This is a genomic window from Halohasta salina, from assembly GCF_024178165.1.
GTDB lineage: Archaea > Halobacteriota > Halobacteria > Halobacteriales > Haloferacaceae > Halohasta > Halohasta salina.
The window spans coordinates 261,039-287,477 of the sequence record NZ_JAMZIE010000003.1 but is presented as its reverse complement, the minus strand read 5'-3'; the positions used below and the strand labels follow the sequence as shown (position 1 = coordinate 287,477).

Genomic DNA, 26,439 nt, shown 5'->3' with positions numbered 1-26,439 from the left:
AAGATGCTAACACTTAACAATGGGTGTCCGGGCTACGCGGGCCGGCAGACCACGACATCGTCGACGAGCAGGTAGGTGTCGGCTTCACCGGCGGCGTCGTCGGGGTACCGCTTGCGGAGCGGGCTCCCGGTCACGAGGTCGGTCGACCCCACGGCTTCGGGGAGGCGAACCGCCTGCGGTTCGTCGCCGAAGTTGAGTACGACGAACAGTCGGTCGTCGCCGTCCTCGCGGGCGTAGGCGACCACGCGGTCGGCCCCAACGGGCTCGCCGTCGCCGTTGGCCCTGAGGACGACCGTGGCATCGATATCGGCGGGAGTGTCGCCTGCGGTCGGCGCCGCGTCGACGTCGGCCGCCGAATCAGCGGACTCGTGGCGCTCGGCGACGTCGACCGGCAGCCGCTCGACCGACCCGGTTTGTAGAACCGACTCCTCGCGGCGGAGCGTCGACAGCGAGCGGTGGAACGCCGTGAGGTCGGCGTCGCCGTCGTACCACTTCATCGGGCCGCGTTGGGCGGTCATCCCGCGTTCCTGGCCGTAGTAGATCATCGGCGCACCGGGGAGGGTGAACGTCGCCGCGGCGGCTGCCCGAAGCGCGCCCTCGCTGCACTCCTCCAGATAGCGGGTCTCGTCGTGGTTTTCGATATACCTGAGGTGGACCGCCGACTCGGGGAACCCCTGCCAGACGGCGTCGTCCAGTGCTTCGAATATTTTCTCCGCAGGCGCGTTGCCGTGGCCGATGTCCCGCAGCGCCCCGTAGAGGGCGGTGTCGTAGTGCATCTGGAACTCCGCTTCGTGATAGTGGGGATCGCGGGGAATCGTCTCGTCGAGCAGGAGGAAATCGTCGGGCACACACTCGCGTACTTCCTTCCAGAAGCCGTGGGGGACGCCCCACGCCACGTCACAGCGGAAGCCGTCGACCACGTCGGCCCACTCTGCGACAACGTCGAGCATCCACCGCCGGACGGCCAGCGAGCCGTAGTTGAGGTTCGGAATCCGTTGCCAGTTGAAGTAGAACTCGGGGGCAGTGTCGCCGGCCCAGTCGACGCCGGTGCCGTCCCACGATTTGGGGACGCGCTTGTAGTAGTCGCTGTAACGGTCGACGCCGCCGGCGTGGAGCTGGTACACCGAGTGATCGCGGGAGGTGTGGTTGATAACGAGATCGAATACGACCCGGATCCCGGCCTCGTGGCAGGTCTCGACGAGGGATTCGAAGGCCGCTCGGCTCCCGAGGTCGTCGGCGGTCTCAAAGTAGTTGGTGATGTGGTAGCCGTGGTCGGTCGGGCTGGCCAGCACGGGCGTGAGCCACAGCACGTCGACGGCCAGGGATTGGAGATATTCGACGCGGCGTTCGAGTTCGGCGAAGGTGGTCGGCAGCGTCTCGCCGGTGAAGGAACGAACGAAGATCTCGTAGACGGTTGGCGACTCGGCCCATTCGGGTGGATCGTTCGGTCGGTCGACGGTGAGCCCGTCGTCGTGATGGATCGTCAGCGTATCCGATACCGAGCGGCGTTCGCCGACGGCGACGGCGTGGATCCGGAGGGTCTCGGGGACGGATTCGACCGGGACGCGGAGTTCGCGGTCGGAAATTTCGACGGCGGCGTCGGGCAGCGGGTCGCGGTCGTCGACCACGAAGTCGACCGCGAGGTCGGCGTCGGCGAGGTCGGTGTCGGGAGCGGCGGTGGCGGTCGCCGTAACGACCAGCGTCCCCTCGCGGATCTCACCGTCGAGTCGACACCGCGGACGGCCGGGTCCCGGAACCGTCACCGCGCCGTGGACCTGTTGTGCGAAATCATCGTTCACACAGAAGCCGTAGGGGTGGGTTCCCGGCGGGAGGTCGAGGTCGGCGACGAATCGGTCGTCCTGTCGGGTGGGCCGGGTGCGACCGGCGACCTGTTCGTTGAACGGGCCGACGACCGACATCGAGTCGACGTCGGCGGGGGGGACCGGGAGGTCGGCGACGGGAAGTTCGACCCGTGTCGTGTGGCGTTCGTCGGGGTAGGCCCGCACCGTCTGGGTGTGAGTGGCATCGGGGGCCTCGAGTTCCAGCCGGTAGTGGCCCGGGACGTCGGGGGCGAACTCGATGACCGGCCCGTCGTCGACGCTGACGGTGCTGTCGGCGGGCGATTCGCGGAGCGACCACGTGTACGCTGCCTCGGGGTCGGGAGCGCGCGGGGCGAGGTCGACGCGCTCGCCGACGGCGACGAACCGCGGCGGCCCTGGTGGGTCCATGTCTCCCACCCGGTGACCAACCGTCTTGACTGTTGTCGTTGGAATAAACGTTTGAAATAGAAATACACCAAGAATTAAGACTCCGGAGAACAGGGAGATAGGTGTGCAATTACGTGACGCACTCGATGATTTCAAGGAGTCATCGGGGGATACAACGCAGTTTCCGGGCGAGCGGCGGACCATCTCCGGCCGCTTTTCCGGGGACGGTCGGCGGCTGGTTCACGTCGATGAGGGGGATCTCCGGGACTTCGGGTACCCGCTGTCGGGGTTGACGGGCATCGAGCGCTCGCGGTTCGGGCTCCGGGTCGACGGGACGCCCTTCTGGTTCGACGAGATGGACACTGTCCAGACGTACCACGAGTCGACGACGCTGGTCGAGACGACTCACGAGACGCCGTTCGGGCCGGTGACACAGCTGGATCTCACGGTGGGGGACGCCCACGCCACCCGGTTCGACGCCAGCGACGCCGACATCGGCGGAAGCCACGCCGAACTGATCGCCTACGTGTCGCTCGCACCGGAGGGACAGGACAGTCAGGTCGGCCAACTCCACCACGAGGACGTCATCGAGGTCTACCACCAGCGGGAACACGACTTCGTCAGCAGCTCGACGGGGTTTTCGGGTGTCCGCGGGCAGATCCCGGTCGCCTTCGAGGACTTACTCGACGAGGAGCCGACCGAATACCCTCGCCCGGCCAGCGACCACCGCTACTCGGAGGACCGGCTCAGCGGCGACCTGATCTGTTCGCTCCCGCTTGAGGCGGGGTCGACCACGCTCATCACGCTGCTGACCGACTGGACCGAAACCGACCGCGAGACGGTTCTCGACCGGCTCGCCGAGCTTCGCGCGGAGTTCGTCGACCGTGCGGGCTTCGAAGCGGCGGCGTCGGCGGCCGATCTGGTCGGTAAGCGTCGGGGTGGGTCGGAGCTCCTGCGGGAGTCGGTCAGCGCCGACATCCGGGTGCTGTCGCTGCTGCGTGGCGAAACCGGGCTCCGGATCGCCGGGCCGAACTTCGATCCCTACTACCGGTACTCGGGCGGCTACGGCTACACGTGGTTCCGCGACGACGCCGAGATCTCGCGGTTCGTCCTCGAAGCCGACGACCACTTCAATCTCGGCCTCGACGAGTGGCACGCCGAAAGCGCCCACGCCTACTGTGAGACCCAGCGCGCCGACGGTAGTTGGCCCCACCGCGTGTGGCCCCACAACGGGGAACTCGCACCGGGATGGGCCAACGCCAAACTCGAAGCCGGCAACGACGACGACTATCAGGCCGACCAGACCGGCAGCGTCATCGCCTTCCTGGCGACCTACTACGCCGAGGGGATCGAGGACGACGAGCTCGAAGCCGAGGTCGTCGACACCCTCGAGGCCGCCCTCGAAAGTCTCGATGGGACCCTCGAAGCCGACGGTCGGCCGATGGTCTGCCAGAACGCGTGGGAGGATTCCGTCGGGCGGTTTACCCACACGACCGCGACGTTCTTGGAGGCCTACAGCGCGCTGGCGGCGACGGATCTCGATATCGCCGACCACGCCTACGAGCAGGCCCGCCGGGTCTACGAGGCGATCGACCACCTCTGGCTCGACGATCGGGGGATCTTCGCGCTACGGGAACACGGCGGCGGGGGGCTCGACCGGCGGGCCGACTCGGCGACGCTGGCGCTGATCGGCGCCCACCGGGCCTACAGCGAGATCGCCGAGGTCGACGACTACCGACTCGACCAGCTCGACTCCCACACCCATACGATCATCAAAGCGCTGTGGCACGACCCCGAGGCCAGCGATATCGCCGGCTTGTTCCGCTACGAGGGCGACGGCTGGCGGCAGGCCCATCAGGGCCACGAGAAGATCTGGACGGTCTCGACCGGCTGGGGTGCCAACGCCGCCGCGCAGTTGGGCGCACTCCTGGCGGATCACGACGACGAGCGGGCCGTGGAGGCCGCCGCACGAGCGCGTGAACTGCTCGAACTCGTGTTGCCCGGTGGGGTGCTCTGTGAGGACACCAGCTACCTGCCCGAGCAGTTCTTCGATACCGGCGAACCCGACAGCGCGACGCCGCTGGGGTGGCCGCATGCGCTCCGACTGGCGACGGTCGCGCTGATGGACGAACGCGGCGTGCTGTATGCGGCCCACCGGATCGCTGCCGACTGAGAACGATCAGCGGTCGACGGTCGTTCGTATCCGATATCCGCTATCGGCGGCGTCAAGAACCGGTCGACTCCTCAGGCAGAACACTCTCACTGTTGATCGGTACGCAATCCGGAGAGCCGGTCACACAAACCCGCTTATTCGTCGCGTACTGTCGGCTCGCCGACCGTGTTCCTGAGCGTGCCGATCCCTTCATACGAGATCTCGATCTCGTCACCAGGCTCGATCAGACCCGGGTTCGCCGGGCTTCCAAAGGCGATAACATCGTCCGGTTGGAGTGTGAATCGCTTGGAGAGAAAGGAGACGACCTCCCGGGGTTTGAACAGCATCAGTTCGGTGTTCGAGTTTTGTCGTTCTTCGCCGTTGATCACTGTTTGCATACCGAGCCCGACCGGGTCGAGATCCGTCTCGATCCACGGACCAAGCGGGCCCGATCCGTTGAAGGCCTTCCGCGCAGTCCGTCCGGGCTGGTCGAGCGCATCCACGTCGTTGAGAATCGTATACCCGCGAAGGACGTCCTCGACGTCGTCTTCTGCGACGTTCTCACACCGCTCGTCGACGACGGCCGCGAGTTCACCGGCATATGTGACCTCATCGGAGAAGGCCGGATACGGAATCGGCGTCTCCGGCGGATGGGTTGCCACGGACGGTTTGATGAAGAAATCGGGCTCCGACGGGCGCTCGTACTCCATCTGGTCGAGCGTCGCCGTGTAGTTCCGCCCGACACAGTACATCGTCGTGGGACGGACGGGTGCGAGGAGGTTCCCATCGATGTCGTACACGTCGGTCCCCGTTTCGAGCGTTCCGTCCTCGTATCTGCCACTGACGACCCCGTCCGACGTTCGAGCGCGAGCAAGTCGCATACGCGAAGGGTGTCGGTCCGGCTGTAAGAAGACTCGTACGGCGGTGAATCTTTCTGTCCACAGGGAACGTCGACCTACTCCATGCGACACCACCACACAGAACCACCAACCCGAAGCCATTAAACGGGTCTCGACAGTAGAACGCCTAACTCGCTGGCAACGGGCCACCAGTGGGCACCCGGTTCGCCGGGACGAAATGTGGTCGACCTGTTCGACTGAATCGCAAGCGCCCGAGGACAACTATGGCAAAAAGCGCATACTCGCACATCCGAGACGCATGGAAGAACCCCGGCGAGGGCAAACTCGCCGAACTGCAGTGGCAGCGGAAACAGGAGTGGCGGAACCAGGGCGCGATCGAGCGCGTCGACCGCCCCACTCGCCTCGACAAGGCCCGCTCGCAGGGCTACAAGGCCAAACAGGGCATCGTCGTCGCCCGCGTCGCCGTCCGCAAGGGCGGGGCGCGCAAGCAGCGCCACAAGGCCGGCCGCCGCTCGAAACGGCAGGGCGTCAACCGGATCGGCCGCCGGAAGTCGATCCAGCGCATCTCCGAGGAACGAGCCTCCCGTAAATACCCCAACCTTCGCGTGCTGAACTCCTACTGGGTCGGGGAAGACGGCTCCCAGAAGTGGCACGAAGTGATCCTCGTCGACCCCGAACATCCGGCCATCCAGAACGACGACGACCTCAACTGGATCTGTGAGTCCCAGCACAAGGGTCGGGCGTTCCGCGGACTGACCAACGCCGGCGACTCGGGCCGCGGCATGCAGAAACGCGGCAAGGGCACCGAACACGCCCGCCCGAGCGTCAACAGCGACCGCAACCGCAGCAAGTAACACGGCCGCGACCGCCGTCGACCCGCTTCGACCGGCTTTTTTCCCGTCCGATTCCCAGCGGCTGATAATCATTGCGATAGTTAATTAATGGGAGATCAGTCTATCCATCCAGTATGACACTACTAGACAGCTACGAGGCGGTGCTCTGGGGGATGATGGACCGGCTCGGCATCACCGGCTCTCTGCGACGGAAGGTACTGGCGGCGGTCGCCCTCCAGTTTACTGCCGCCATAGGGCTGTTCGTGTTGCCGTTCGGCTTCTCCGGGGCTTTACTCCGCGTCGTGCAAGCAGCGATCTTCCTCGGGGCGGCCACGGCGTTCGCCAACACGCTGTTGATCGTCCGGCGCGACCTGTTGACGCCGCTGCGCGAGATCGAAGCGGCGGCTCGCGAGATGGCCGACGGCCACGTCGACACCGAGCCGGTCGTGGTCGAGCAGGGCGACGAGGTCGGCGATCTGGCGGACTCGTTTGCCGATCTGCAGGCGTATCTCTCGACAGTCTCGGCCCAAGCCGACGCCTTGGCCGATCAGGAGTTCGACGATCCGGCGCTCGACGAGCCGGTGCCGGGGCCCTTCGGTCGGTCGCTCGAACGAATGGCCGACAACCTCGAAACCCACACCAACGAGATCGAGGCCCGCTCCGAACAGCTCCAGCGGCTGGTCGACGCCTTCGAGGACTCGACGACCGCCGCCATCGACGGCGACCTGACGGCGACGATCGATCCGACAGTGGTCGGCGACGACACCTATCAGGTCGTCATCGAGCGCTACAACGAACTGCTCCGGACGCTCCAGGAGTCGCTGGGCGATACCGCCGCCTTCGCCGCCGAGGTTCGGGCCTCGACGGAGGCCGTCGAGGAGTCGACGGCCGAACTCGATCAGGCCGGCTCGGAGATCGCCGCGGCGACCGACGAGATCGCCGCCGGAGCCGACGACCAGCGCGACCAGCTCCAGACTGCCGTCTCGGAGGTCAACACGCTGTCGGCGACCGTCGAGGAGATCGCCGCCTCTGCCGAGGAGGTCAGCCGGACGGCCGAAACCGCCAGCGAGGCCGCCACCGAGGGCCGGGAAGAGGCCACCGCAACCGCCGCCGAACTCGAAACGATCGAGACCGAGATCACCGAGGCCGCCGACTCCGTCGAGGAACTCGTCGACCGGATCGACGAGGTCGACGAGATCGTCACCGTGATCAGTGAGATCGCCGAGCAGACCAACCTCTTGGCGCTCAACGCCTCCATCGAGGCCGCCCGCGTCAGCGACGGCGGCGAGGGGTTCGCCGTCGTCGCCGAGGAGGTCAAATCGCTGGCCGACGAGACACGGGCGGCCGCCGAGGAGATCGCCGACCGGCTCGAAGACATTCAGGCCCAGTCCGATCGCACGATCGAGGACGTCGAGTCCGCCAGCCAGCGGGTCAGCGAGAGCACCGATTCCGTCGAGCGCTCGCTGGGACGGTTCGACGAGATCGCCGAGGTCGTCACCGAGGTCACCGACAGCGTCCACGAGATCAGCAACGCGACCGACCAGCAGGCGGCCTCCGCCGAGGACGTCGCCGCGGTCGTCGACGAGGTCGCCGAGATCAGCGATTCGACCGCCGCCGACGCCGCCGACGCCGCCGCCGCAGCCGAGGAACAGACCACCTCGCTGTCGACGGTCGCCAACACGGTCTCGACGCTGGCCGACGAGGCGGGCGAACTCGAAGCCCTCCTCGAACAGTTCGAACTGGAGACCGACGGCACGACCACCGGCGACCACGGTGTGACCGACCGGGACGTCGACCGCGGCTCGGCGGGGCGGAGCGACGAACGCGGCTCGACGACGCCGACCACGTCGACCGACGCCGATGGAGCCGACGAGTTCGACTGGTCGGACGACCCCGAGGAGACCGCCGACGAAGCCGTGCCGATCCCCATCGAGTAGCCGACCACACGCTTATTCTCGCGGGCGTCGAAGCCGACCCATGAGTCTCTCGCTGGACGCGACCCAACTGGACCGCTACTCGCGGCACATCATCATGGACGAGATCGGTCCCGAGGGGCAGGCGGCGCTGCTCGACGGGCGGGTGCTGGTCGTCGGCGCGGGGGGCCTCGGCGCGCCGGTGATCCAGTATCTCGCCGCGGCGGGCGTCGGGACCATCGGCGTCGTCGACGACGACACCGTCGAGCGCTCGAACCTCCAGCGACAGGTGATCCACGCCGACAGCGACGTGGGGATACCGAAAGTAGAGAGCGCCGCCGCCTTCGTCGCCGACCTCAACCCCGACATCACGGTCGAGACCTACGAAACGCGGCTCTCGAAGGCCAACGCTGCCGATATTATCCCAGAGTACGATCTGGTCGTCGACGCCTCGGATAACTTCCCGACGCGGTATCTCGTCAACGACGTCTGTCGGCTGGCCGAGATCCCGGTCAGTCACGGCGCGATCTACCGGTTCGAGGGACAGGTGACGACGCTGGTCCCCGAGGGGCCGTGTTACCGGTGTCTGTTCCCCGAACCGCCCGAGCCCGGCACGGTCCCCGACTGTGCGACCACGGGCGTCCTCGGCGTGCTGCCGGGCACGGTGGGCTGTCTGCAGGCGACAGAAGCGGTCAAACTGCTGTTGGATACGGGTGAGCCACTCGTCGGGACGATGCTGTGTTACGACGCGATGGACCTCTCCGTCGAGCGGGTGCCCTACCGAGCGCGCGACGACTGTCCCATCTGTGGCACGGATCCGATCGACTCCATCGCAGGCATCGAGTACAGCGGCGGCTGTCAGGTCGAGGACGTCGGCTCGGATCGGGCCGCCTCGCAGTGAACAGGCGAACACGTGTTTTGAAGTATTCCCCCAGTCGTATCCTGATATGGCCAAGATAAGCGTCGAAGTACCCGACGAGCTGCTCGAAGACCTCGACAGCCACGTCGGCGAGGACAAGAAGTTCGTCAATCGCAGCGAGGCGGTGCGGGCCTCGATCAGGAAAACGCTGGATCAGTTGGACGATATCGACACGCGGCGGGGTCGACTCGATGAGGAGTAACCGACTCGCCCCCGGCCGGTCGGCCGACCGGTTGGCGATCGGCCAGATCGCGCTGGTCGGGCTGTTCGTCACCGCGCTGGTGACCGCCCAACTCACCGCCGCCAAACTGCTGGCGCTCCCGCTGCCGGTCGAGTTGCCACGGGTCGGCGCGGAGATCGTGCTGCCGGGGGCGGCGCTGGCCTACGCGCTGACGTTCTTCGCCTCGGACTGCTATGCCGAACTCTACGGTCGGCGGGCCGCCCAGATCATGGTCAACGTCGCCTTCGCGCTGAACTTCGTCGTGCTCGGGTTGGTGTGGTCGACGCTCCGTGCGCCCGCCCTCGACCCCGAGTTCGCCGGGACGTTCGCCGCGGCGCTCGCCCCGAGTACCAACATCGTTCTCGGCAGTCTGCTGGCGTACATCGTCAGCCAGAACTGGGACGTGTTCGTCTTCCACTGGATCCGGGACTACACGGCGGGACAGTACCTCTGGCTCCGCAATCTGGCCTCAACCGCCAGCAGTCAGGCCCTCGACACGGTGATCTTCGTGACGGTCGCCTTCGTCGCCGCTCCCGTGGTGCTCGGAACCGGCCAGCCGGAGTCGACCGCCGTGGTCGTCAGCCTGATCCTCGGCCAGTACCTGCTCAAGCTCCTGATCGCGGTCGTCGACACACCGGTCGTCTATCTGGTCGTCCGCCTCCTGCGGCCCGGCGGGGTCGACGCTCACAGCGGCTACGTCGCCGACGACTAACGAGCAATGGATCGGTCGACCGTCGGTCGACACGCCAAACGACTGGTCGTCTGGATAGTCGTCGCGCTCCTCGTCGTCGTGGCACTGGCGGTGATCTACGCCGGGACGCCGTACCACGGCACGCCCGAGAGCATCGCAGCCGCGGAGGACGACCCCCGCGTGTCGGTCGACCGGTCCAGCGGCGGCTACGTCCTCCAGCCAGCCGATAGACAGCCCGAAGCGGCCGTCGTCTTCTACCCCGGTGGGCGCGTCCATCCCGACGCCTACGTCGGGTCGCTGGCACCGCTGGCCCGCGAGGCGAACGTGACGGTCGTGATTCCACGGATGCCACTGAATCTCGCCGTGGTCGACTACGGCCTCGCCGAAGCCGGGGTCGCCGACCACGCGGCCGACAGGGCGATGGCCGACCGGCCGGAGATCAGTGAGTGGTACGTCGGGGGCCACTCCCTCGGCGGCGCGATGGCCTGCCGGTACGTGGCGACTGGGGCGGAGGTCGAGGGGGTGCTGCTGTATGCGTCGTACTGTGACATCGACCTCTCGGACCGTGATATTGCAGCGGTCAGCGTGACGGGCGATGCTGACGGAGTGTTGGATCGAGAGGCCGACGACCGGAATCGTGGCAATCTGCCACCGTCGACGCGGGTCGCGGAGCTTGCGGGCGTCAATCACACACAGTTCGGGACGTACAGGGGCCACGACGAGCCATCGGGAACGAGCTACGAGACGGCCCATAGTCGGCTGAACGGGGTCGTCGTACCGTGGCTCCGGAGCCAGACGGCGCTGCATCCGACCTGATCGTCCACGGACCCCACTGGGGAACCGCCATCGGACAACACACCGCACGCCGATGCCCCGACCAAGGCTTAGGGAAGGACCGGCCGGCAATCATCGGCTATCAGACCGGTTACGCAGACGCGCCTGCGTACTGGGCGGCCGTCGACTGTAGCTCTTCGATCAACTCCATATCCGCGGCGTGGACGCCGCCCTCGACCGGATGGGCCAGCTCGCGGCTCTCGACCAGTTCCCAGCCTGCGCCGTCGACGTCGTAGCTCAGCGCGTGGGCCGTGGCGTCGATCACCAGCACGATCCCGATGGCGAACCCCGAGAGTGCTTCGAGGTAAACCGGGAAGTTGCCGATGATGCGGTCGGTGTCGTCGAGGGCGTCGACTTCGGACTGCTGGAGTGGACGATCCGGGAGGAGATCGGTGAGTGCCATATCTTCTTCATCGGAGCAAACGGGTTGAACGCGGCGGTTCGTGGTCGACAGAAGAATGCGCCGTCCGGGGATTGAACCGGAATCAGATGTGCTCGCTACGCTGCGCGTGACTGATAGGGTTCAATTCCGTGGCGATTTCGCCTCACTTCGTTCGGCAGAAATGCGCCGTCCGGGAATTGAACCCGGGCTAGAGCCTTGGGAAGGCTCTGTCCTACCACTGGACCAACGGCGCGCACCCGAACTGAGGGTGTCGGCACGAATAAATCTCATCATTCGACCGCCGGACGAGACGACCCCGAACAGTGTCGATCCAGTTCGAAATTATACAGATATACGAATCAGTGAAATTATCCCGGCGCTGGCCGGAACCGACACTGATGGGCTTTGGAAGCTACGACGAGTCCGAGCAGGAACAGCCAAGCGACGACGAGGAAGACGACGGCGAGACCGTCAACGTCCACGAAAACGAGTACGACGGCGAGATGTCCGTCGACTCGGATGCCTCGACCGACGAACTCATCGACCAGCTCGGCGAGATCAAAGACGACGAGTAGGCTGCAGCCGACAGATCTTCACGATCCACTCCGATAGCGTCGACATGCGACTGTTCGTCAGCGTCGACCTCCCCGACGCGCTTGCCGACCCACTCGCAGCCATCCAAACCGATCTACGCGAGGCCGATGGCCTCCGCGTTACCGATCCCGCACAGGCGCATGTCACGCTGAAGTTCCTCGGGGATACCGACCCCGCGCGCCTCGACGAAATCGAGGCAGCCATCCAGCGGGCGGTCGACGAAGCGGGCGTCGACCCTTTCGACTGTACGATCGAGGGACTGGGCGTCTTCCCCTCGCCCGAGTATATCAGCGTCGTCTGGGCCGGCGTCCGCGAGGGCAAGGGGGCCACGGCGTTGAGCCGCCTGCACGCTGCACTCGAAACCGAACTCACGGCGCTGGGGTTCGACGCCGAATCCCACGCGTTCACACCGCACGTAACCCTCGCACGGATGGACGACGCCCGGGGCAAGGCGCTGGTCCAAGAAGTCGTTCGGGAGACCGAGCCGACAGTCGGGACGTTTCGAGTCGAGAGCGTCCGGCTGACCGAAAGCCGGCTGGACGACGCGGGGCCGGTTTATGAGACGGTCGAGACGGTCGACCTGTGAGCCGCCGCAAAACGGGGAATCAATTAAGTAGACGGGCTGGGTTCACACACCCAGATGTCCGACGAGCCCGAGGAGCTGTTGTCGTGGGACGAGACGGTGTTCCGGGACGAACACGTCTTCGAGATCGACTACGTGCCTGACGCCTTCGACCACCGCACCAGCCAGCTCGACAGCCTCAAATACGCCCTCCGACCCGCCGTCCGGGGCTCGCGGCCGCTCAACACGATGATTCAGGGGCCGCCGGGGACGGGGAAGACGACGGCCGTCCAGAAGCTCTTCGGCGAACTCGGTGGCGAGGCCGACGTTCGGACCGTCCGGGTCAACTGTCAGGTCGACTCGACGCGGTATGCAGTCTTCTCGCGGCTCTTCGAGGGAGTGTTCGACTACGAGCCGCCGGCCTCGGGGATCTCCTTCAAGAAGCTCTTCGGCCAACTCACCGAGCGATTGATCGACGACGAGGACGTGCTCGTGGTGGCGCTCGACGACGTGAACTACCTGTTTTACGAAAACGAGGCCAGCGACACCCTCGGCTCGCTGCTGCGGGCCCACGAGACGAACCCGGGTGTCAAGATCGGCGTCGTCATCGTCTCGTCGGACCTCTCGCTTGAGCCGATCGACGAGATCGACACCCGCGTCCAGAGCGTCTTCCGGCCCGAAGAGATCTACTTCCCGCGCTACGCCGTCGACGAGATCCGGTCGATCCTCCGGGCGCGGGCCGACCGCGGCTTCCACGAGGGCGTCCTCGACGAGCCGGAACTCGACCGGGTCGCCGAACTCACTGCCGACAGCGGCGACCTCCGGGTCGGGATCGACCTGCTGCGGCGGGCGGGGCTCCACGCCGAGATGCGGGCGGCCCGAACGATCGCCACCGAGGATATCGAGGCCGCCTACGAGAAGTCCAAACACGTCCATCTCTCCCGAAGTCTCCGAGGGCTCTCCGATTCCGAGCGGGCGCTGCTGGAGGTGTTGGTCGACCACGACGGCGAGCTGGCCGGCGAGATCTACGACGCCTTCGCCGCGGCCACCGGGCTGGGGTATACCCGCTACACCGAACTGGTCAACAAACTCGATCAACTCGGGATCATCGAGGCCCGGTACGCCGACGTGGAGGGTCGGGGGCGGTCCCGCGAACTCGCGTTGGCCTACGACTCACAGGCGATCGTCGACCGGCTCGACTGACCGCATCCGGTAGCTGTTTGTGGCGGGCCGCCGCAGGGCCGGTATGAAAACGACAGGCGGAAGCAGCAGCGCCAAGCGCCGTGCAGGCGAGGCCGCGGCCGACCGCGTCAGCGAGGGGATGGTCGTCGGTCTCGGCACCGGCAGCACCGCAGCCCACGCGATCCGGGCACTCGGTGCGGCGGTCGACGACGGCCTCGACATCGTCGGCGTCCCGACCTCCTTCGCCAGCCGGGAGTTGGCCATCGAGCAGGGTATTCCACTGGCCGATCTCGACGAGGTCGACAGAATCGACCTCGCTATCGACGGAGCCGACCAGATCGTCCTCGAAACAGGCGACTGCATCAAGGGCGGCGGCGCGGCCCACGCCCGCGAGAAACTCGTTGCGGCCGCCGCCGACGAACTGCATCTCGTCGTCGACCCGACCAAACTCGCCGACCGGCTCGATCACACCGTCGCCGTCGAGATACTCCCGGCGGGCCGCACCGGCGTCGAGCGGGCCGTCGAGGCGTTGGGCGGCGAGCCCAGCCTGCGGCGGGCGGCCAATAAGGATGGACCGGTCGTCACCGACAACGGGAACCTCGTCGTCGACTGTGAGTTCGGCGTGATCGACGATCCAGAAGCGCTGGCCGCGTCGCTCTCGGCGATTCCGGGCGTCGTCGAACACGGGCTGTTCGTCGGCCGTGCGTCGACGGTCTATGTCGGCAGCGACGAGGGCGTCTCGGTGACCGAATACGAGCGGTAAGCTGACCGCGGTCGACCGAGAAGCCACGGGCTGGCGGGCTAGCGGTCGAAAAAACGGGGATCGGATCGGCCTTACAGGTCGCGCGGCTGGACCGTCTTCCGGTCGTTATCCTCGGCACGTCGGGCGGCGTCTTCGAGGAGCTCCTCGACCTCCGCATCGAGTGCGTCGTAGAAATCCGAAGCAACGTTTTTGTCGTTCAGCGCTTCCTTAACGGCTGCTTTGACGATGAGATCTGCCATGCACCCTGTCGTACCGAGTCCTGCTTAATAAGGGTTGTTATGTAATTCGTGGGCAAACCGGCTGGACGGGGGTTTCGACCCCTGTATGAGCCAAATTATGAATGTCGATCCCCACCGGTTTCGCCACTATTATATACGTTCGAAGAGCGACAGCTACGACTCGGTCGAACCCATCCGCTGAGGTATGAGAGAGACGCTCGAGGCGGTTGCGGACGGCGAGCTGTCGGTAGCGGCCGCCGAGGCGCGGCTGTCGGGGTATGCGACCACCCCGTCGGGCCGGTTTGATGCCGCCCGCGAACACCGTCGGGGGATCCCCGAGGGGATCCTGGCTGAAGGCAAGACCTCCGCGGAAGTAGTCGACCTCGCGGAGGCGGCTGTCGAGACGACCGGCCACGCGCTGGTGACTAGAGCCGACGCCGACGTCCGCGAGGCGGTCGAGGCGGCGTTTCGGTCGACCGGAGCGACCGTGAGCGTCGACGAGCGCGCCGAAACGGTCTCGGTGACGGGCGAGGCCTTCGACCAGCCCTCGCTGGCGGCCGCGGTCCGGATCGTCACCGGTGGCACGTCGGACTACCCGGTGGCCGGCGAGGCCGCCGCCGTCGTCGAGGCGGTGGGGGCCGACTGCCGACTGATCGAGGACGTCGGCGTCGCCAACATCGACCGGCTGTTCGACCAACTCGAGGAGATCCGGGCCGCCGACGTCGTCATTGCGGTCGCCGGCCGCGAGGCGGCCCTGCCCACCGTCGTCGCCGGACAGGTCGACTGCCCCGTCATCGGCGTGCCGGTCTCGACGGGCTACGGCCACGGCGGCGACGGCGAGGCCGCACTCGCGGGGCTGTTGCAGTCCTGTACGGCGCTGTCGGTCGTCAACGTCGACGCCGGCTTCACCGCGGGCGCACAGGCGGCGCTGATCGCCCGAGGGATCGACGCCGATCCGTAACTGGTAATGAAATAATATAAATTGGTATACAATTAAAAGAAGAGTATTTGTCGGCGCTACGCGTAGTGAGACTGCCGGCTTGAAGGGGAGCCGGGCACACATGTCACGTTGCGACCATTGTGGTTCCCACATCTCGGATCGCTTCGCGCGGGTGTTTGCCGACGAGTTCGGACAGGTATTCGCCTGTCCGTCCTGTTCGGCCAACGCCGGTATCGCCGAAGCCGCCCGGGACCGGACCCGCAGTTAATCGGGGGATCGAGTACCGTTCGTCGAACGCGACCGGCCACCAGGGGAGCCGACACGAGTCGGTCAGTGGCCGGCGTTTCCGGGACGCCGACATTTTTGCTCGCCGCGAGCCACCGATAGCCGTGAGCGACCACTACGTCTACATTCTGCGGTGTGCTGACGACACCCTCTATACGGGCTACACAACCGACCCCGAGCGCCGCCTCCGTGAGCACAACGCGGGCGAGGGGGCCAAATACACACGCGGCCGGACACCGGTCGACCTCGTTCACGTCGAATCCTACGACAGCCAGTCGGCGGCGATGAGCCGCGAGTACGAGATCAAACAACTCCGCCGTAGCCGGAAAGTCCGGCTGATCGAAACCGGCACGGCCGAAGAACCTGACAGCTAGCGCAGGTGTTGTACCTCACACATTTTTATCAGATGCGACAGCAGATAGCGTATGGACAAGATTGCCTTCGGCACCGATGGGTGGCGCGCCACCCTCGATACGTTCACTGACGAACGAGTACGCATCGTCGGCGAAGCCGTCGCCCGCTATCTCGAGGAGGAAGGGTACACCGACCCGGTCATCGTCGGCTACGACGCACGGGAGACCTCGCCCGGCTTCGCCGAGAGCCTCGCGGAGATCCTCGCCGGCCACGGGTTCGACGTCCTGCTGCCCGAGCGGGACTGCCCGACCCCGGTGATCGCGTATGCGATCGTCGACCGCGGGCTGTCGTGTGCACTGATGGTCACCGCCTCGCACAACCCGCCCGAATACAACGGCGTCAAATTCATTCCCGAGGACGGCGCGCCCGCGCTGCCCGAACGCACCGAGAAAATCGTCGACAACCTCGCCGAGCCCGACCTCCTGCCCGAAGAGGAGTGGGGCGAAATCCGGGAGGTCGATCCGATCCCGAACCACGCCGACCACGCCCACGAGCTGGTCGACGCCGACCTCTCGGATCTCACGGTCGTCTACGACGCCCTCTACGGCAGCGGCCAAGGTGTCACCGACGCGCTGCTTGAATCGGCAGGCGCGGAAGTGATCCGTCGACGCTGCGAGAAGGACCCGACCTTCGGCGGCGGCGAGCCCGAACCGTCCCCGAGCAACCTCCAGCCGCTGGCCGATGCGGTCGAAGAACACGACGCCGATCTCGGCATCGCCAACGACGGCGACGCCGACCGGATCGCCATCTGTACGCCAGAGCGCGGCTATCTCGACGAGAACCTCTTCTTTGCAGCAGTGTACGACTACCTCCTCGAAACCGACTCCGGCCCCGCAGTGCGCTCGGTGTCGACCACGTTCCTGATCGACCGCATCGCCGAGGCAAACGGCGAAGAAGTCGTCGAGGTGCCGGTCGGCTTCAAGTGGGTCGGTAAGGCGATGGGCGACTCCGATGCCTTGATTGGTGGCGAGGAGTCCGGCGGCTTCTCGATCCGCGGCCACATTCGCGAGAAAGACGGCGTCCTGATGGCGCTGCTGGCTGGTGCGGTCACGGCGGCCGAACCGCTCGACGACCGCGTCGACAAACTCCTCGACGAGCACGGCGAGATCCACGCCAGCAAACGCAGCGTGGCCTGTCCCGACGACCAGAAAGAGCGCGTCCTGTCGGATCTCGAAGACCACATCCCCGAGTCTGTCGCCGGCTCGGCGGTCGCCAACACCGTCACCCTCGACGGCTTCAAACTCCTCTTAGAAGACGGCTCGTGGCTCCTGATCCGACCCAGCGGCACCGAGCCCAAACTCCGCGTGTACGGTGAAGCCGGAAGCGAGGATCGACTCGAAACCCTGCTTGAGGAGGGCGTCGACCTGGTCGAACCGTTGGTCTAGACGCTGGGAGGACACGGCGACTCGCTTTTTCGATCGGAGTCACGGAGCGTCACTCTATCTCTTCGACCAGATCGTCGGGGAGGGAGAGCCGAACACGGGTTCCGGTCTCGTCGGTATCGAAGCGGACGGTGCCGCCGAAGCTGTCAGTACCCCACTTGACGAGCCACAGCCCGAGGCCGCTGCCGTGTTTGAGGTCGGTCTCTTGGGCGTTGTCCAAGACGGCGATCTCGTGGTCGGGGATCCCCGGCCCGTCGTCGGCGATGGTCAGGATCGCCGCTTCGGCGTCGTAGCTGATCGTGATCGCCGAGTCGGTGTGACGGACGGCGTTCTCGATGACCTCCTCGATGATCGAGCCGATGACGACCGGGTTGATCTGAACCGCCACCGACGCCGGCACTGACCCCGACACCGATACCGAGTCGTACTCGGATTTGACCGCGTCGATGGCGTCTTTGATCAGCACGCCCAGTTGGGTCGGCGAGTCCGCCAGCGGCTCGGCGTCGAGGACGTTCTCGGTGCTCTGGGCCTTCTTGCCGATCGTCACTAGATCGTCGAGGATCCCCTCGACTTTCTGCTGGTAGATCTCGGCCTCCGGGCCGCCGTCGGCCATGACGCCGACGTAGCCTTTGGCCGCGTTGAGGTCGTTGCGGAGGTTGTGCCGGAGGATGCGGTTGAGCACCTGAATGCGCTGCTGGCGGCGGCGCTCGGCAGTGATGTCGGTGAAGACGACCGTCCGCCCGATCTGGGTGTCGTCGTCATCGGTCGCGGTGGTCATCACTGCCTCGATGATCGTGTCGCTGTTGGGCATTCGGAAGATGATTGGCTCGGACTGCCGGAGGTCGTCGCTATCGACTCGGTCGGGCAACAGGTCGTCCAGCGGCGCGCCGATACTGTCGAGTGCTGACACGGAGAACAGTTTCCGGGCCGCGGGGTTGAGGTCCGAGACGTTGTTGTCGTTGTTGACGACGACCAACGCGGTATCGGAGGAGTCGAAGGCAGTCTGTCGACCGACCGACCGTGAGGCCGGCAACTGGTCGAACAGATCGTACTTCGTTACTGCCAGCCAGAGGCCGGCGAGACCGACCGAGAGACCGGCAGTTCGCAGCCCACTGATCGCCTGAAAACCGGTAACGAGACCGAACTGGTAGAGATACCGCAACAACCAGGGGAAGATGATGGGCGCCGAGAGCCCGACAACCGTCATCTCACGGAACGGGCGGTGGTTGGTGGCGGTCGCATACAGAAGTGCGATCCCGATTCCGACGGCAACGCCGGTTCCCAGCACCTCGACGACGGAGCCGAACTGGTGGACGCTCGACCGGAAGGCCGGCTCGATTTCGATGACGCCGAAGGTGTCGACGGCCCCGATGAGCCCGTTCAACATTACTACCAGGAAGGTGACCCCACCGAGAACGCTCAAAGCGAGCTTTTCGCGACGGCCGATCCGCTGGGTGTACCTGAGCACGAACCACAGCCACATGAAGATGCCACCGACGGTCAAGAGCTCGGCAAGGAGGTCCATCCCGGTCAGTGCCGACTGGACCGACGTGGGCATTGACGACTGGAGTTCGATGAGTTGGGCCCCGTCGGTGATACCGTACGAGCCAAACACGTAGATGAGCACTGACTGAAGAACGAAACTGGCCCCCCAGAGGACGGCGAAGGCTCCGAGGCTGTCGACGCCGATCCCATCGTCGCGTCGCAACAGGTAGCCGCCGAAGAAGACGTACCCGATGCTCACGCATCCGGCTACGACTGCCAACTGGATGGAGGACGCGACTGTCACTGCGTACAGCAACTGTGGACCCGAATAAATAGTTTACCTCTACACGAGACGGCAATCCGGACTGCGGTTCGGCAGGCTCGTCTACACCGGCTCACCCTCGGGGGCCGACACGGTGGGTACCGGAACCGGATGCCTTTTTATCGGGGCCGTTCGTAGAACGGATTATATGTTCAAGGCCATCGTGAGCGCCGACACGCTCACAGACGCGCTCGATTCGGTGAGCGTGCTGGTAGACGAGTGTAAGATCCGGCTCAATGAGGAGGAGTTCTCGATCCGCGCCGTCGACCCGGCCAACGTCGGCATGGTCGACCTCTCGTTAGACGCTGCGGCTTTCGAGTCCTACGAGGCCGACGGCGGCGTCATCGGCGTCAACCTCGGCCGGCTGCAGGATATCGCCGGGATGGCCAACAGCGGCGATCTCATCCGGTTCGAACTCGACGAGGAGACCCGCAAGCTCCACATCGGGATCGACGGCCTCTCGTATACGTTGGCGCTGATCGACCCCGATTCGATCCGCCAAGAGCCCGACATCCCGGAGCTGGACCTCCCCGCCCAGATCGTCCTCGAAGGCAACCAGCTCGACCGCGGGATCACCGCCGCCGACATGGTCTCGGACCACATCTCCCTGCGCGTCGACGAGGGAAGCGAGGCCTTCTACATCGAGGCCGAGGGCGACACCGACGACGTCGACCTTGAACTCACCAGCGAGGACCTCATCGACCTCACCGCCGGCCCGGCAGACTCGCTGTTCTCGCTGGACTACCTCAAGGATATGAACAAGGCGATCCCGAAGGCGACCGAGGTGACCGTCGACCTCGGCGAGGAGTTCCCCGTCAAGCTCCACTACGAGTTCGCCGAGGGGCTGGGCCACGTCACCTACATGCTCGCCCCGCGGATCCAGAGCGAATAACTACCGCATACCGATCAGCCCGGTCGAGTAACCACAGTTTATCGGACTAATAGTCGAGTAGCCGTCGACTACCGCTGGCGGTCGATGACGGCCTTGGCCTCTCTGCCGGCTTGCTTCCAGCCGTACCCCGCCTCGTAGACGTGCCGTTTGTTTTCGACGAGTTCCTCCGGCGAGGATTCCTCGAAGCCGCCGCGGTCCCACGCCCCCGACTGGCGGAGCCACTCGACGACCGCCTCCTTGGTTTCGGCCCACGAGAGGTCGACCATCTCGTACCACGCGATCATGGCGAAGACGGCGTTGTCGTGACAGCCCGGCACCGAGCCGTGTTCGTAGATCGTCCGCATGGGTTCGATGGTGGGCTCGGAGACGAGTTCGGTGTACTCGGCGGCGGTCAGCAGCCGGAGCGTCCCGTCGTCGGCCCGTTCGACCCGGTCGACCGCCGTCAGCGTCCGGAGCGCGGCGGCGTGCAGCGGGCCCCACTCGCCGTGGACGGACTCCCGGAGCGTCGACTCGGCGACCGGCGTCGGGCTGGCCGACAGCACCGACAGACAGTCGGTGTAGGCCTTCTCAATGGTGGGCCACGGCGTCCCCTCGAACTCGCAGTCGAGTTCGTGGAGGCTGTTGGTGGTTCGACAGCCCGGACAGGGGTAGCTGAAACGGGGCACGACCGGGTGCTGGGTCCCGACCGAATTATAGATTCCGTCATCCCGCGGCCGGTCGACCGTCGGGCTTATTCATACTGCCATGAAAGTCGGCGGTAGTCATGTCGGCCCGGCTCTACGCGCGGTACCCGTTCCTCGAAGCGGCCCGGCAGGCCGTCGGCGAGCTGGGCGTCGACATCGAGACGCTGATCGCCGAGGGCGCACCCGCCGTCGACCGGGGGCGTAAACGGGTCGAACGCGCACTGATGGCCGGCCGGGTCGACGCCGAAGACCCAGACGAGTGGCGCGACGAGGACGAACTGCTCTCCTATCCGATCGCCCGGATCCTCGTCTCGCTGCTGGATTCGGGGGCGGCGATCGATAAGTACGCCGCCGCGGAGGCGAAGACGGCCGTCGAGCGGCTCCAAGAGGATTTCGCGGCCGGCGACGACGGCCTCCGGAGCACGACCACCGCGAGGCTCGACCGCGAGACGATCCTCGACGAGTTGGGGCTCTCGGGGACGATCCGTCCGGCGGCCGACCACGCGAGCCGCGAGCCCGCGTGGTTCCGGGTGGAACTCGGTGCGTATCTGCGGCTCGCCGGTGACGGCGACCGCTGGCGGCTGGTCGACCGCGAAGTAGCCGACGGCGAGGTCCGGATCGAACGCGAGGAGCTGTTTTCGCTGTTGGGGACGGCGATCCGGCGGCGAATCGCCGACGGCCTCCCCTTCGAGGGGTTGACCGAGGGCGAGGGGATCGTCGAACCCCTCGAATCCGATCTCGGCGAACTCCGCCGGCTGCTCTCCGAGCGGACCGCCGTCGGCCGGATCGACTTCGTCAATCGGGCGCTGTTCCCGCCCTGCATCGAGAACCTGCTCCAGAAAGCCGAAGACGGGATCGAACTCGAGGCGTTTGAAAGTTTCACGCTGATGGCGTTTCTGACCGGGATCGGGATGGAGCCCGACGAGATCGTCGACTTCTGTGCGGAATCCTCGCTGGATCCCGAGGGGATCCGCTACCAGACGGAGTATCTCACCGACGACCGCGGCACCCAGTACCCGCCGCCGTCCTGCGAAACGTTGAGCGCCTACGGGATCTGTCACAACGAAGACGACCACTGGAAGACCGCGAGCCACCCGCTGGCGTACTATCAGAGTCGCTTGGAGGACCGCGAGGAGGAACTGGTCGACTGGCGCGCGGACACGAACGCCGAGTAGTCAGTGGCTACTAACGGTAAGCAGTTGGTAACAACGGGAGTCCGCAGAGCTGGTCGACCGATCAGGAGTCCGAGGAGTCGTCGGATCGGATGAGAAAGAGCCCGACGGCGGCCATAAGCAGTACGAATCCGGCGAGCGCGCCGACCAGTGCCAGCGCGCCGTCACTCGGCAACCCTTCGGTACCGTCGAACACGACGCCGATACCGATGAGGGAAGCGAGGAACAGCCCGACGGCGAGCAGTGAGACCACCGTCTGTCGGCGCATTTCCTCGTCTATGTCCATGCCGCTGGGTTTCCCCGGCCATCTCAAAAGGGCTTCGAAAGCGACGGGAGCCGACCGACAGCGGCCTCTCGCTGGCGGCTGGTTTCGACTCGACAGCATTAGGGATCCGGACCGGCCCGGTCGGCCGACTCCTCGGGGCACCGCGGTACGGCGGCGGTAACCGACTCGGCGTCGACCCGGACCGAAAACCAGCCACAGAAGGGCCGACCGGTCGTGAGTTCGACGTTCCGTTCGGCCGCCCGTTCCGTATCGGCCGTGACGTCGGTGGCAGTGATCCGGTAGCGACCGGGTGTCTCGACGACGGCCGGCTCGGTGATCCGTTCGCCAGCATCGAGCCGATGGCGCTGCTCGTAGACGGTCTCGTCGGTGACGCGGTCGACGGCGACCGACAGCGCTCGGGGGCGACTGTCCCGGTTTTCGATCCGCAGATCGAACGGCTCGCGGAGCGACGAATCGCCGAGACAGCCCGCCGCGACGAGCATCGAAACCACCCCCACCACTGCCCGGCGCCGATAGAGACGCATTAGTGTCCCTTCCGGCTACGTGCTCATATCCTTTATTCAAAAAGCAAAGAAGATATATTTAGACTGAATTGATTAGCAACTAGAGGTCGTCGAGCGTCGTCTTGGTGCTGATGCCGACGAACTCCTCGAAGTCGACGCCGTCGGCGAGTGCGGTCTCCTTTTTAACGCGGTAGTTGCCGCCGTCGGTCGTATAGAGGTCGCCGGGATGGAAGAAGTACCAGTCTTCGCGGTCGAACCGGACGCCGATGCGGGCCTTCGCGCCGAAGTTCTGGGCGAAATAGATGAGGGCTTCGACCTCCTCACCCGAGAGGTAGATCGGATCGCCGCTGCTGGATTTGGCCTCGATGGCGTAGAACCGCTCGCCGTCGCCGGCCAACACGTCGGGGAGTTCCCGGTCGGTCGCGCTGCCGCTGGCCGGCGCTCGCATCACTGCGAATCCGGCCTCGTCGAGGCGGTTGACCAGTTCGCGTTCCCGGCGGTCGCCCTTCCTATTGGCCGCCATCGATGCCCTCCATCGACACGGTGGTACGCATATCGAGAAGTAGGCAGAGACTACTGCGGACGGGCGGTGAGAGTCGCATCACTCGGTGTCCGCCTCGGCGGCCTCGCGTGCCTTCCGGTCGTCGGCCAATGCGTTCGACCCCAAATAGATGAACAGCAGCGAACTCGCAAGCAGGAGATCGCCGTAGGGGTCGATCCCGTCGATAGCCATGAACGTCCCGACGATGACCAGCAGCGCACTGATTCCCATGTAGGCCCAGCCGATTTTCATACAGTGATCTTTCGGCCGACCGTCTTAAACAGTCGGGAGTCCGCCCTCAGGTTCCGTGATCCCAGCTGCCCATGTACTCGCGTTGCTCGTCGGTCAGCGAGTCGTGGTCGACGCCCTCGGCGTCGAGTTTGATCTCGGCGATCTCCCGATCCAGCTCGTCGGGCACCTCGTGGACGCCGGGCTCGTAGGCCGCGCCGTTGTGAGCGAGTTCACGGACGGCGACAGCCTGGACGCCGAAGCTCTGGTCCATCACCTCGACGGGGTGGCCCAGCGCGACCGGCGCGGCGAGGTTGACGAGCCGCCCTTCGGCGAGGACGTTGAGCCGGCGGCCGTCCGGCATCTCGTAGGCTTCGACACCCTCGCGGGCCTCGTATGTGTCGACCGCGCGCTCTTCGAGTGCGACCAGATCGATCTCGATGTCGAAGTGGCCCGCGTTGGCGAGCAGGACGCCGTCCTTCATTTGGTCGAAGTGTTCGTCGACGACCACGTCGCGGTTGCCGGTGGTCGTCAGGATGAGGTCGGCCTCGGCGGCCGCCTTCTTCATGGGCATCACGTCGTAGCCCTCCATGTGGGCTTCCAGCGCCTTCCGGGGGTCGACTTCGGTGACGATGACGTTGGCGTTCTGGCCGGCGGCCTTCTTGGCGACGCCCTTTCCGCAGTAGCCGTAGCCCGCGACGACGACGTTCTTGCCCGCATACGAGAGGTTCGTCGTCATCGCGATGGTGGCCAGCGAGGACTCGCCGGTGCCGTGGACGTTGTCGAACAGCGTCTTCATCGGGGTGTCGTTGACCGCGAAGACCGGGTATTCGAGCGCGCCGTCGTCGTCCATCGCGCGCAGTCGGTGGACGCCGGTCGTGGTCTCCTCGCAGCCGCCGACGATGGTCTCGATGAGCTCGGGGTGATCCTCGTGGATCGCCGCGATCATGTCCATCCCGTCGTCGACCGTGATCGTCGGCTCGTGGTCAAGGACGGCGTCGATGGCGGCGTAGTAGTCATCGTCGTCGACGCCGCGGACGGCGTAGGAGGTGATGTTCTCGTGGGCGTCAAGCGCCGCGCTCACGTCGTCGTGCGTCGAGAGCGGATTACAGCCGGTGATGGCGACCTCCGCGCCGCCGAGGGCAAGCAGTTCGACCAGATTGGCGGTCTTGGCTTCGACGTGCATCGCCATCCCGATCGTCTCGCCGTCGAGGGGTTGGTCGGCTTCGAACTCCTCGCGGAGCGACTGCAGGATCGGCATGTGCTGTAGCGCCCACTCCATCTTGCGTCGACCCTCGGCCTCGGCGGCCTCGACATCGTCGAGGTGGGCAGAGACCGGCGGGTACGCTGATTCGCTCATACAGGAGGTTCACCGCAGGCGGTGAAAACGGTACCGAAGCGGGTCAGAAGGAGGTGTCGTCCAGCACCGTCTGGAACAGGAGGGCAGCGACGAGCGCGCCGATCAGTACGAGGCTCTCGCCGAACCCATACTGGAAAGGGTAGACCGTCAATGCGAGAAACCCAACTGCCCCCAGTACCCCGATAACCGCGGTGAGTAGTGCCTCGGTCGACCGCTCCATACGGATGAGTATATGCCGTATACTTTTAAATCAAGGTGGCTGACAGGAACTCCCTGTTACCGGCTCGATACCTCCGGTGGCGGATCGACCTACTCGGCGCGGTCGACCAGCGCGGCAGCGGCCTCGCTTGCCCGCTGTTTCACATCCGCTTCGTCCAACGTCTGCACCTCGCGGTCTTCCATCAGCACCTCGCCGTCACAGATCGTATGGCGGACGTCCGAGCCGCGGACCGCGTAGGCCAGATGGCTCACGTAGTCGTGGATCGGCGTGAGGTGTGGGGCGTCGAAGTCGACCACTGCGAGGTCGGCGGTCCCCCCAGCTTCGAGTCGGCCGACCGGCAGGCCGATGGCTTCGGCACTGCCCTCGGTGGCCATCCGCACCGCGTCTTCGGCGGCCACATCGCGGGCGTCACCGCGGGCGAGCTTCCCGATCATCGCCGCATCGCGGATCTCGTCGAAGAGGCCGAGATCGTTGTTCGAGGCCGCACCATCAGTGCCGAGACCGACGTTGACGCCCGCGTCGAGCATCTCCTGAATCGGGGCGATTCCGCTCGCGAGTTTCATGTTCGAGGCCGGACAGTGGATCACGCTCGCGCCCGTCTCGGCCAGCAGGTCGATCTCCGTCTCGTCGACGTGGACACAGTGGGCCAAGAAGTCATCGTCGGTCAGCATCCCCAGGTCGGCGGCGTACTCCAGCGGGCGGACGCCGTGCTCGGAGACGATAGGGTCGACCTCGTTTTCGGTCTCGTTGGCGTGGTAGTGCAGCGGGATGCCGGCCTCGCGGGCCTCCGAGACGAACGCTTCGAGGTACTCGGTTTCGACGGTCGTCAACGAGTGGGGCATCAGCGCGGTCGTGATCCGGCCGTCGGCTGCTCCCTCGAACTCGCGGGCGATATCGAGGCCCTCCTGAGCGTCGGCCCGAGCGGCCTCGTCGTCCTTCCCGATGGTAATGAAGGCGTGACAGAGGTTGGCCCGGAGGCCGGACTGCTCGGTGGCAGCAGCGATCTCGGAGACCTCGAAGTAGCTGTCGGCGAAGCCGGTGATCCCGTTTTTGATGAACTCGACGAGCCCGAGTTCCGTTCCGACGCGGATATCCTCTGGAGTGAGTTCGGCCTCGACCGGCCAGATGTCCTCCTGCAACCACGCGTCGAGCGGTTTGTCGTCGGCGTGGCCGCGGAGCAGCGTCATCGCGACGTGGGTGTGGGCGTTCGTTAGCCCCGGCATAACTAAACAGCCGGTCGCGTCCAGTGTCTCGGCGGCCGACACGTCTCCGACCTCGATGACCTCACCGGCCTCGCGGTCGACCAGCACGTCGGCGTTGCGCACCTCGAAGTCGGGCGTCAGTACGTGGCCGCCCTCGATCGCGTATACGTCGTCCATGCAGAGGGTTCGGACGG

General features: G+C 65.7%; 30 protein-coding genes and 1 tRNA gene. 17 read left to right on the top strand and 14 right to left on the bottom strand.

The window, feature by feature from the left end; all coding sequences use genetic code 11:
• Window positions 1–32: 32 nt before the first annotated feature.
• Window positions 33–2,228, bottom strand: coding sequence for an alpha-amylase family glycosyl hydrolase (locus NKJ34_RS08655; protein ID WP_253737890.1), 2,196 nt, complete (start codon window positions 2,226–2,228; stop codon window positions 33–35).
• A gap of 103 nt (window positions 2,229–2,331) precedes the next feature.
• Between NKJ34_RS08655 and NKJ34_RS08650 the strand changes: the two genes are divergently transcribed.
• Window positions 2,332–4,380: a DUF7997 domain-containing protein gene (locus NKJ34_RS08650; protein ID WP_253737889.1), complete on the top strand. Its 2,049-nt coding sequence runs from the start codon at window positions 2,332–2,334 to the stop codon at window positions 4,378–4,380.
• A gap of 134 nt (window positions 4,381–4,514) precedes the next feature.
• Here NKJ34_RS08650 and NKJ34_RS08645 read toward each other — a convergent pair whose 3' ends face one another.
• Window positions 4,515–5,240, bottom strand: coding sequence for a fumarylacetoacetate hydrolase family protein (locus tag NKJ34_RS08645; RefSeq protein WP_253737888.1), 726 nt, complete (start codon window positions 5,238–5,240; stop codon window positions 4,515–4,517).
• A 242-nt stretch (window positions 5,241–5,482) separates the two neighbouring features.
• Here NKJ34_RS08645 and NKJ34_RS08640 point away from each other — a divergent pair, with 242 nt between their 5' ends.
• From NKJ34_RS08640 to NKJ34_RS08615, 6 genes are all read left to right on the top strand, one after another.
• Complete coding sequence (locus NKJ34_RS08640) at window positions 5,483–6,073, top strand: 50S ribosomal protein L15e (RefSeq protein ID WP_253737887.1); 591 nt, start codon at window positions 5,483–5,485, stop codon at window positions 6,071–6,073.
• Between the two features lie 113 nt (window positions 6,074–6,186).
• Window positions 6,187–7,989: a methyl-accepting chemotaxis protein gene (locus NKJ34_RS08635; protein ID WP_253737886.1), complete on the top strand. Its 1,803-nt coding sequence runs from the start codon at window positions 6,187–6,189 to the stop codon at window positions 7,987–7,989.
• Between the two features lie 40 nt (window positions 7,990–8,029).
• The gene (ubaA, locus tag NKJ34_RS08630; protein ID WP_253737885.1) at window positions 8,030–8,866 is read left to right on the top strand and encodes an SAMP-activating enzyme E1; all 837 of its coding nucleotides are present in this window, start codon (window positions 8,030–8,032) and stop codon (window positions 8,864–8,866) included.
• Between the two features lie 46 nt (window positions 8,867–8,912).
• The gene (locus NKJ34_RS08625; protein WP_253737884.1) at window positions 8,913–9,086 is read left to right on the top strand and encodes a ribbon-helix-helix domain-containing protein; all 174 of its coding nucleotides are present in this window, start codon (window positions 8,913–8,915) and stop codon (window positions 9,084–9,086) included.
• Window positions 9,076–9,816: a queuosine precursor transporter gene (locus tag NKJ34_RS08620; protein ID WP_253737883.1), complete on the top strand. Its 741-nt coding sequence runs from the start codon at window positions 9,076–9,078 to the stop codon at window positions 9,814–9,816. The genes NKJ34_RS08625 and NKJ34_RS08620 overlap by 11 nt, the downstream gene beginning before the upstream one ends.
• Before the next feature lie 6 nt (window positions 9,817–9,822).
• Window positions 9,823–10,611 carry an alpha/beta hydrolase gene (locus tag NKJ34_RS08615; protein WP_253737882.1) on the top strand — a complete coding sequence of 263 codons (789 nt, stop codon included), beginning with the start codon at window positions 9,823–9,825 and terminating at the stop codon, window positions 10,609–10,611.
• A 109-nt stretch (window positions 10,612–10,720) separates the two neighbouring features.
• On the opposite strand, the gene NKJ34_RS08610 is transcribed toward NKJ34_RS08615, so the two are convergent.
• Window positions 10,721–11,032, bottom strand: a complete 312-nt coding sequence (locus NKJ34_RS08610) for a DUF7964 domain-containing protein (protein ID WP_253737881.1) — start codon at window positions 11,030–11,032, stop codon at window positions 10,721–10,723.
• Between the two features lie 161 nt (window positions 11,033–11,193).
• Window positions 11,194–11,264: transfer RNA gene (locus NKJ34_RS08605), tRNA-Gly, on the bottom strand.
• A 145-nt stretch (window positions 11,265–11,409) separates the two neighbouring features.
• Here NKJ34_RS08605 and NKJ34_RS08600 point away from each other — a divergent pair.
• Genes NKJ34_RS08600 through rpiA form a run of 4 tightly spaced genes read left to right on the top strand, consistent with a single transcriptional unit; the run spans window position 11,410 to window position 14,112 of the window.
• The gene (locus NKJ34_RS08600; RefSeq protein ID WP_253737880.1) at window positions 11,410–11,586 is read left to right on the top strand and encodes a DUF5786 family protein; all 177 of its coding nucleotides are present in this window, start codon (window positions 11,410–11,412) and stop codon (window positions 11,584–11,586) included.
• Window positions 11,587–11,630: 44 nt separating this feature from the next.
• Window positions 11,631–12,191, top strand: coding sequence for an RNA 2',3'-cyclic phosphodiesterase (thpR, locus tag NKJ34_RS08595; protein WP_253737879.1), 561 nt, complete (start codon window positions 11,631–11,633; stop codon window positions 12,189–12,191).
• 54 nt (window positions 12,192–12,245) lie between these two features.
• The gene (locus NKJ34_RS08590; protein WP_253737878.1) at window positions 12,246–13,370 is read left to right on the top strand and encodes an ORC1-type DNA replication protein; all 1,125 of its coding nucleotides are present in this window, start codon (window positions 12,246–12,248) and stop codon (window positions 13,368–13,370) included.
• Between the two features lie 43 nt (window positions 13,371–13,413).
• On the top strand, window positions 13,414–14,112 hold the full coding sequence (gene rpiA, locus NKJ34_RS08585) for a ribose-5-phosphate isomerase RpiA (RefSeq protein WP_253737877.1): 699 nt from the start codon (window positions 13,414–13,416) through the stop codon (window positions 14,110–14,112).
• Window positions 14,113–14,183: 71 nt separating this feature from the next.
• On the opposite strand, the gene NKJ34_RS08580 is transcribed toward rpiA, so the two are convergent.
• Entirely contained in the window at window positions 14,184–14,351 is a 168-nt protein-coding gene (locus NKJ34_RS08580) for a DUF1931 family protein (protein WP_253737876.1), read from the bottom strand.
• Window positions 14,352–14,535: 184 nt separating this feature from the next.
• Between NKJ34_RS08580 and larB the strand changes: the two genes are divergently transcribed.
• From larB to NKJ34_RS08565, 4 genes are all read left to right on the top strand, one after another.
• Window positions 14,536–15,291 carry a nickel pincer cofactor biosynthesis protein LarB gene (larB, locus tag NKJ34_RS08575; protein ID WP_253737875.1) on the top strand — a complete coding sequence of 252 codons (756 nt, stop codon included), beginning with the start codon at window positions 14,536–14,538 and terminating at the stop codon, window positions 15,289–15,291.
• A gap of 100 nt (window positions 15,292–15,391) precedes the next feature.
• Complete coding sequence (locus tag NKJ34_RS15960; RefSeq protein WP_425491795.1) at window positions 15,392–15,538, top strand: DUF7563 family protein; 147 nt, start codon at window positions 15,392–15,394, stop codon at window positions 15,536–15,538.
• Window positions 15,539–15,659: 121 nt separating this feature from the next.
• Window positions 15,660–15,929, top strand: a complete 270-nt coding sequence (locus tag NKJ34_RS08570) for a GIY-YIG nuclease family protein (protein WP_253737874.1) — start codon at window positions 15,660–15,662, stop codon at window positions 15,927–15,929.
• Between the two features lie 51 nt (window positions 15,930–15,980).
• Entirely contained in the window at window positions 15,981–17,354 is a 1,374-nt protein-coding gene (locus NKJ34_RS08565) for a phosphoglucomutase/phosphomannomutase family protein (RefSeq protein ID WP_253737873.1), read from the top strand.
• A gap of 49 nt (window positions 17,355–17,403) precedes the next feature.
• On the opposite strand, the gene NKJ34_RS08560 is transcribed toward NKJ34_RS08565, so the two are convergent.
• Entirely contained in the window at window positions 17,404–19,140 is a 1,737-nt protein-coding gene (locus NKJ34_RS08560; RefSeq protein ID WP_253737872.1) for an ATP-binding protein, read from the bottom strand.
• A gap of 166 nt (window positions 19,141–19,306) precedes the next feature.
• Between NKJ34_RS08560 and NKJ34_RS08555 the strand changes: the two genes are divergently transcribed.
• Window positions 19,307–20,050, top strand: a complete 744-nt coding sequence (locus NKJ34_RS08555) for a DNA polymerase sliding clamp (RefSeq protein ID WP_253737871.1) — start codon at window positions 19,307–19,309, stop codon at window positions 20,048–20,050.
• A 68-nt stretch (window positions 20,051–20,118) separates the two neighbouring features.
• Here NKJ34_RS08555 and NKJ34_RS08550 read toward each other — a convergent pair whose 3' ends face one another.
• Window positions 20,119–20,715 (bottom strand): DUF7474 family protein, encoded by a 597-nt coding sequence (locus NKJ34_RS08550; RefSeq protein WP_253737870.1) that lies wholly within the window; start codon window positions 20,713–20,715, stop codon window positions 20,119–20,121.
• A gap of 98 nt (window positions 20,716–20,813) precedes the next feature.
• Between NKJ34_RS08550 and NKJ34_RS08545 the strand changes: the two genes are divergently transcribed.
• Entirely contained in the window at window positions 20,814–21,908 is a 1,095-nt protein-coding gene (locus tag NKJ34_RS08545; protein ID WP_253737869.1) for a DNA primase large subunit PriL, read from the top strand.
• A 61-nt stretch (window positions 21,909–21,969) separates the two neighbouring features.
• Here the strand turns inward: NKJ34_RS08545 and NKJ34_RS08540 are convergent, their stop codons facing one another.
• The 7 genes from NKJ34_RS08540 to NKJ34_RS08510 all read right to left on the bottom strand — a co-directional run bounded on the left by NKJ34_RS08540 (window position 21,970) and on the right by NKJ34_RS08510 (window position 26,422).
• Window positions 21,970–22,191, bottom strand: a complete 222-nt coding sequence (locus NKJ34_RS08540) for a DUF7472 family protein (RefSeq protein WP_253737868.1) — start codon at window positions 22,189–22,191, stop codon at window positions 21,970–21,972.
• Between the two features lie 98 nt (window positions 22,192–22,289).
• Entirely contained in the window at window positions 22,290–22,715 is a 426-nt protein-coding gene (locus tag NKJ34_RS08535) for an Ig-like domain-containing protein (RefSeq protein ID WP_253737867.1), read from the bottom strand.
• A 79-nt stretch (window positions 22,716–22,794) separates the two neighbouring features.
• A complete protein-coding gene (gene hjc / locus NKJ34_RS08530; RefSeq protein ID WP_253737866.1) occupies window positions 22,795–23,217 on the bottom strand; it encodes a Holliday junction resolvase Hjc in 423 nt (140 codons plus the stop codon).
• 78 nt (window positions 23,218–23,295) lie between these two features.
• Complete coding sequence (locus tag NKJ34_RS08525) at window positions 23,296–23,487, bottom strand: hypothetical protein (protein ID WP_253737865.1); 192 nt, start codon at window positions 23,485–23,487, stop codon at window positions 23,296–23,298.
• Between the two features lie 46 nt (window positions 23,488–23,533).
• Entirely contained in the window at window positions 23,534–24,823 is a 1,290-nt protein-coding gene (locus NKJ34_RS08520; protein ID WP_253737864.1) for an adenosylhomocysteinase, read from the bottom strand.
• A 43-nt stretch (window positions 24,824–24,866) separates the two neighbouring features.
• Window positions 24,867–25,043, bottom strand: coding sequence for a hypothetical protein (locus tag NKJ34_RS08515; protein WP_253737863.1), 177 nt, complete (start codon window positions 25,041–25,043; stop codon window positions 24,867–24,869).
• An 89-nt stretch (window positions 25,044–25,132) separates the two neighbouring features.
• Window positions 25,133–26,422 carry an amidohydrolase gene (locus NKJ34_RS08510; RefSeq protein WP_253737862.1) on the bottom strand — a complete coding sequence of 430 codons (1,290 nt, stop codon included), beginning with the start codon at window positions 26,420–26,422 and terminating at the stop codon, window positions 25,133–25,135.
• Window positions 26,423–26,439: the final 17 nt, after the last annotated feature.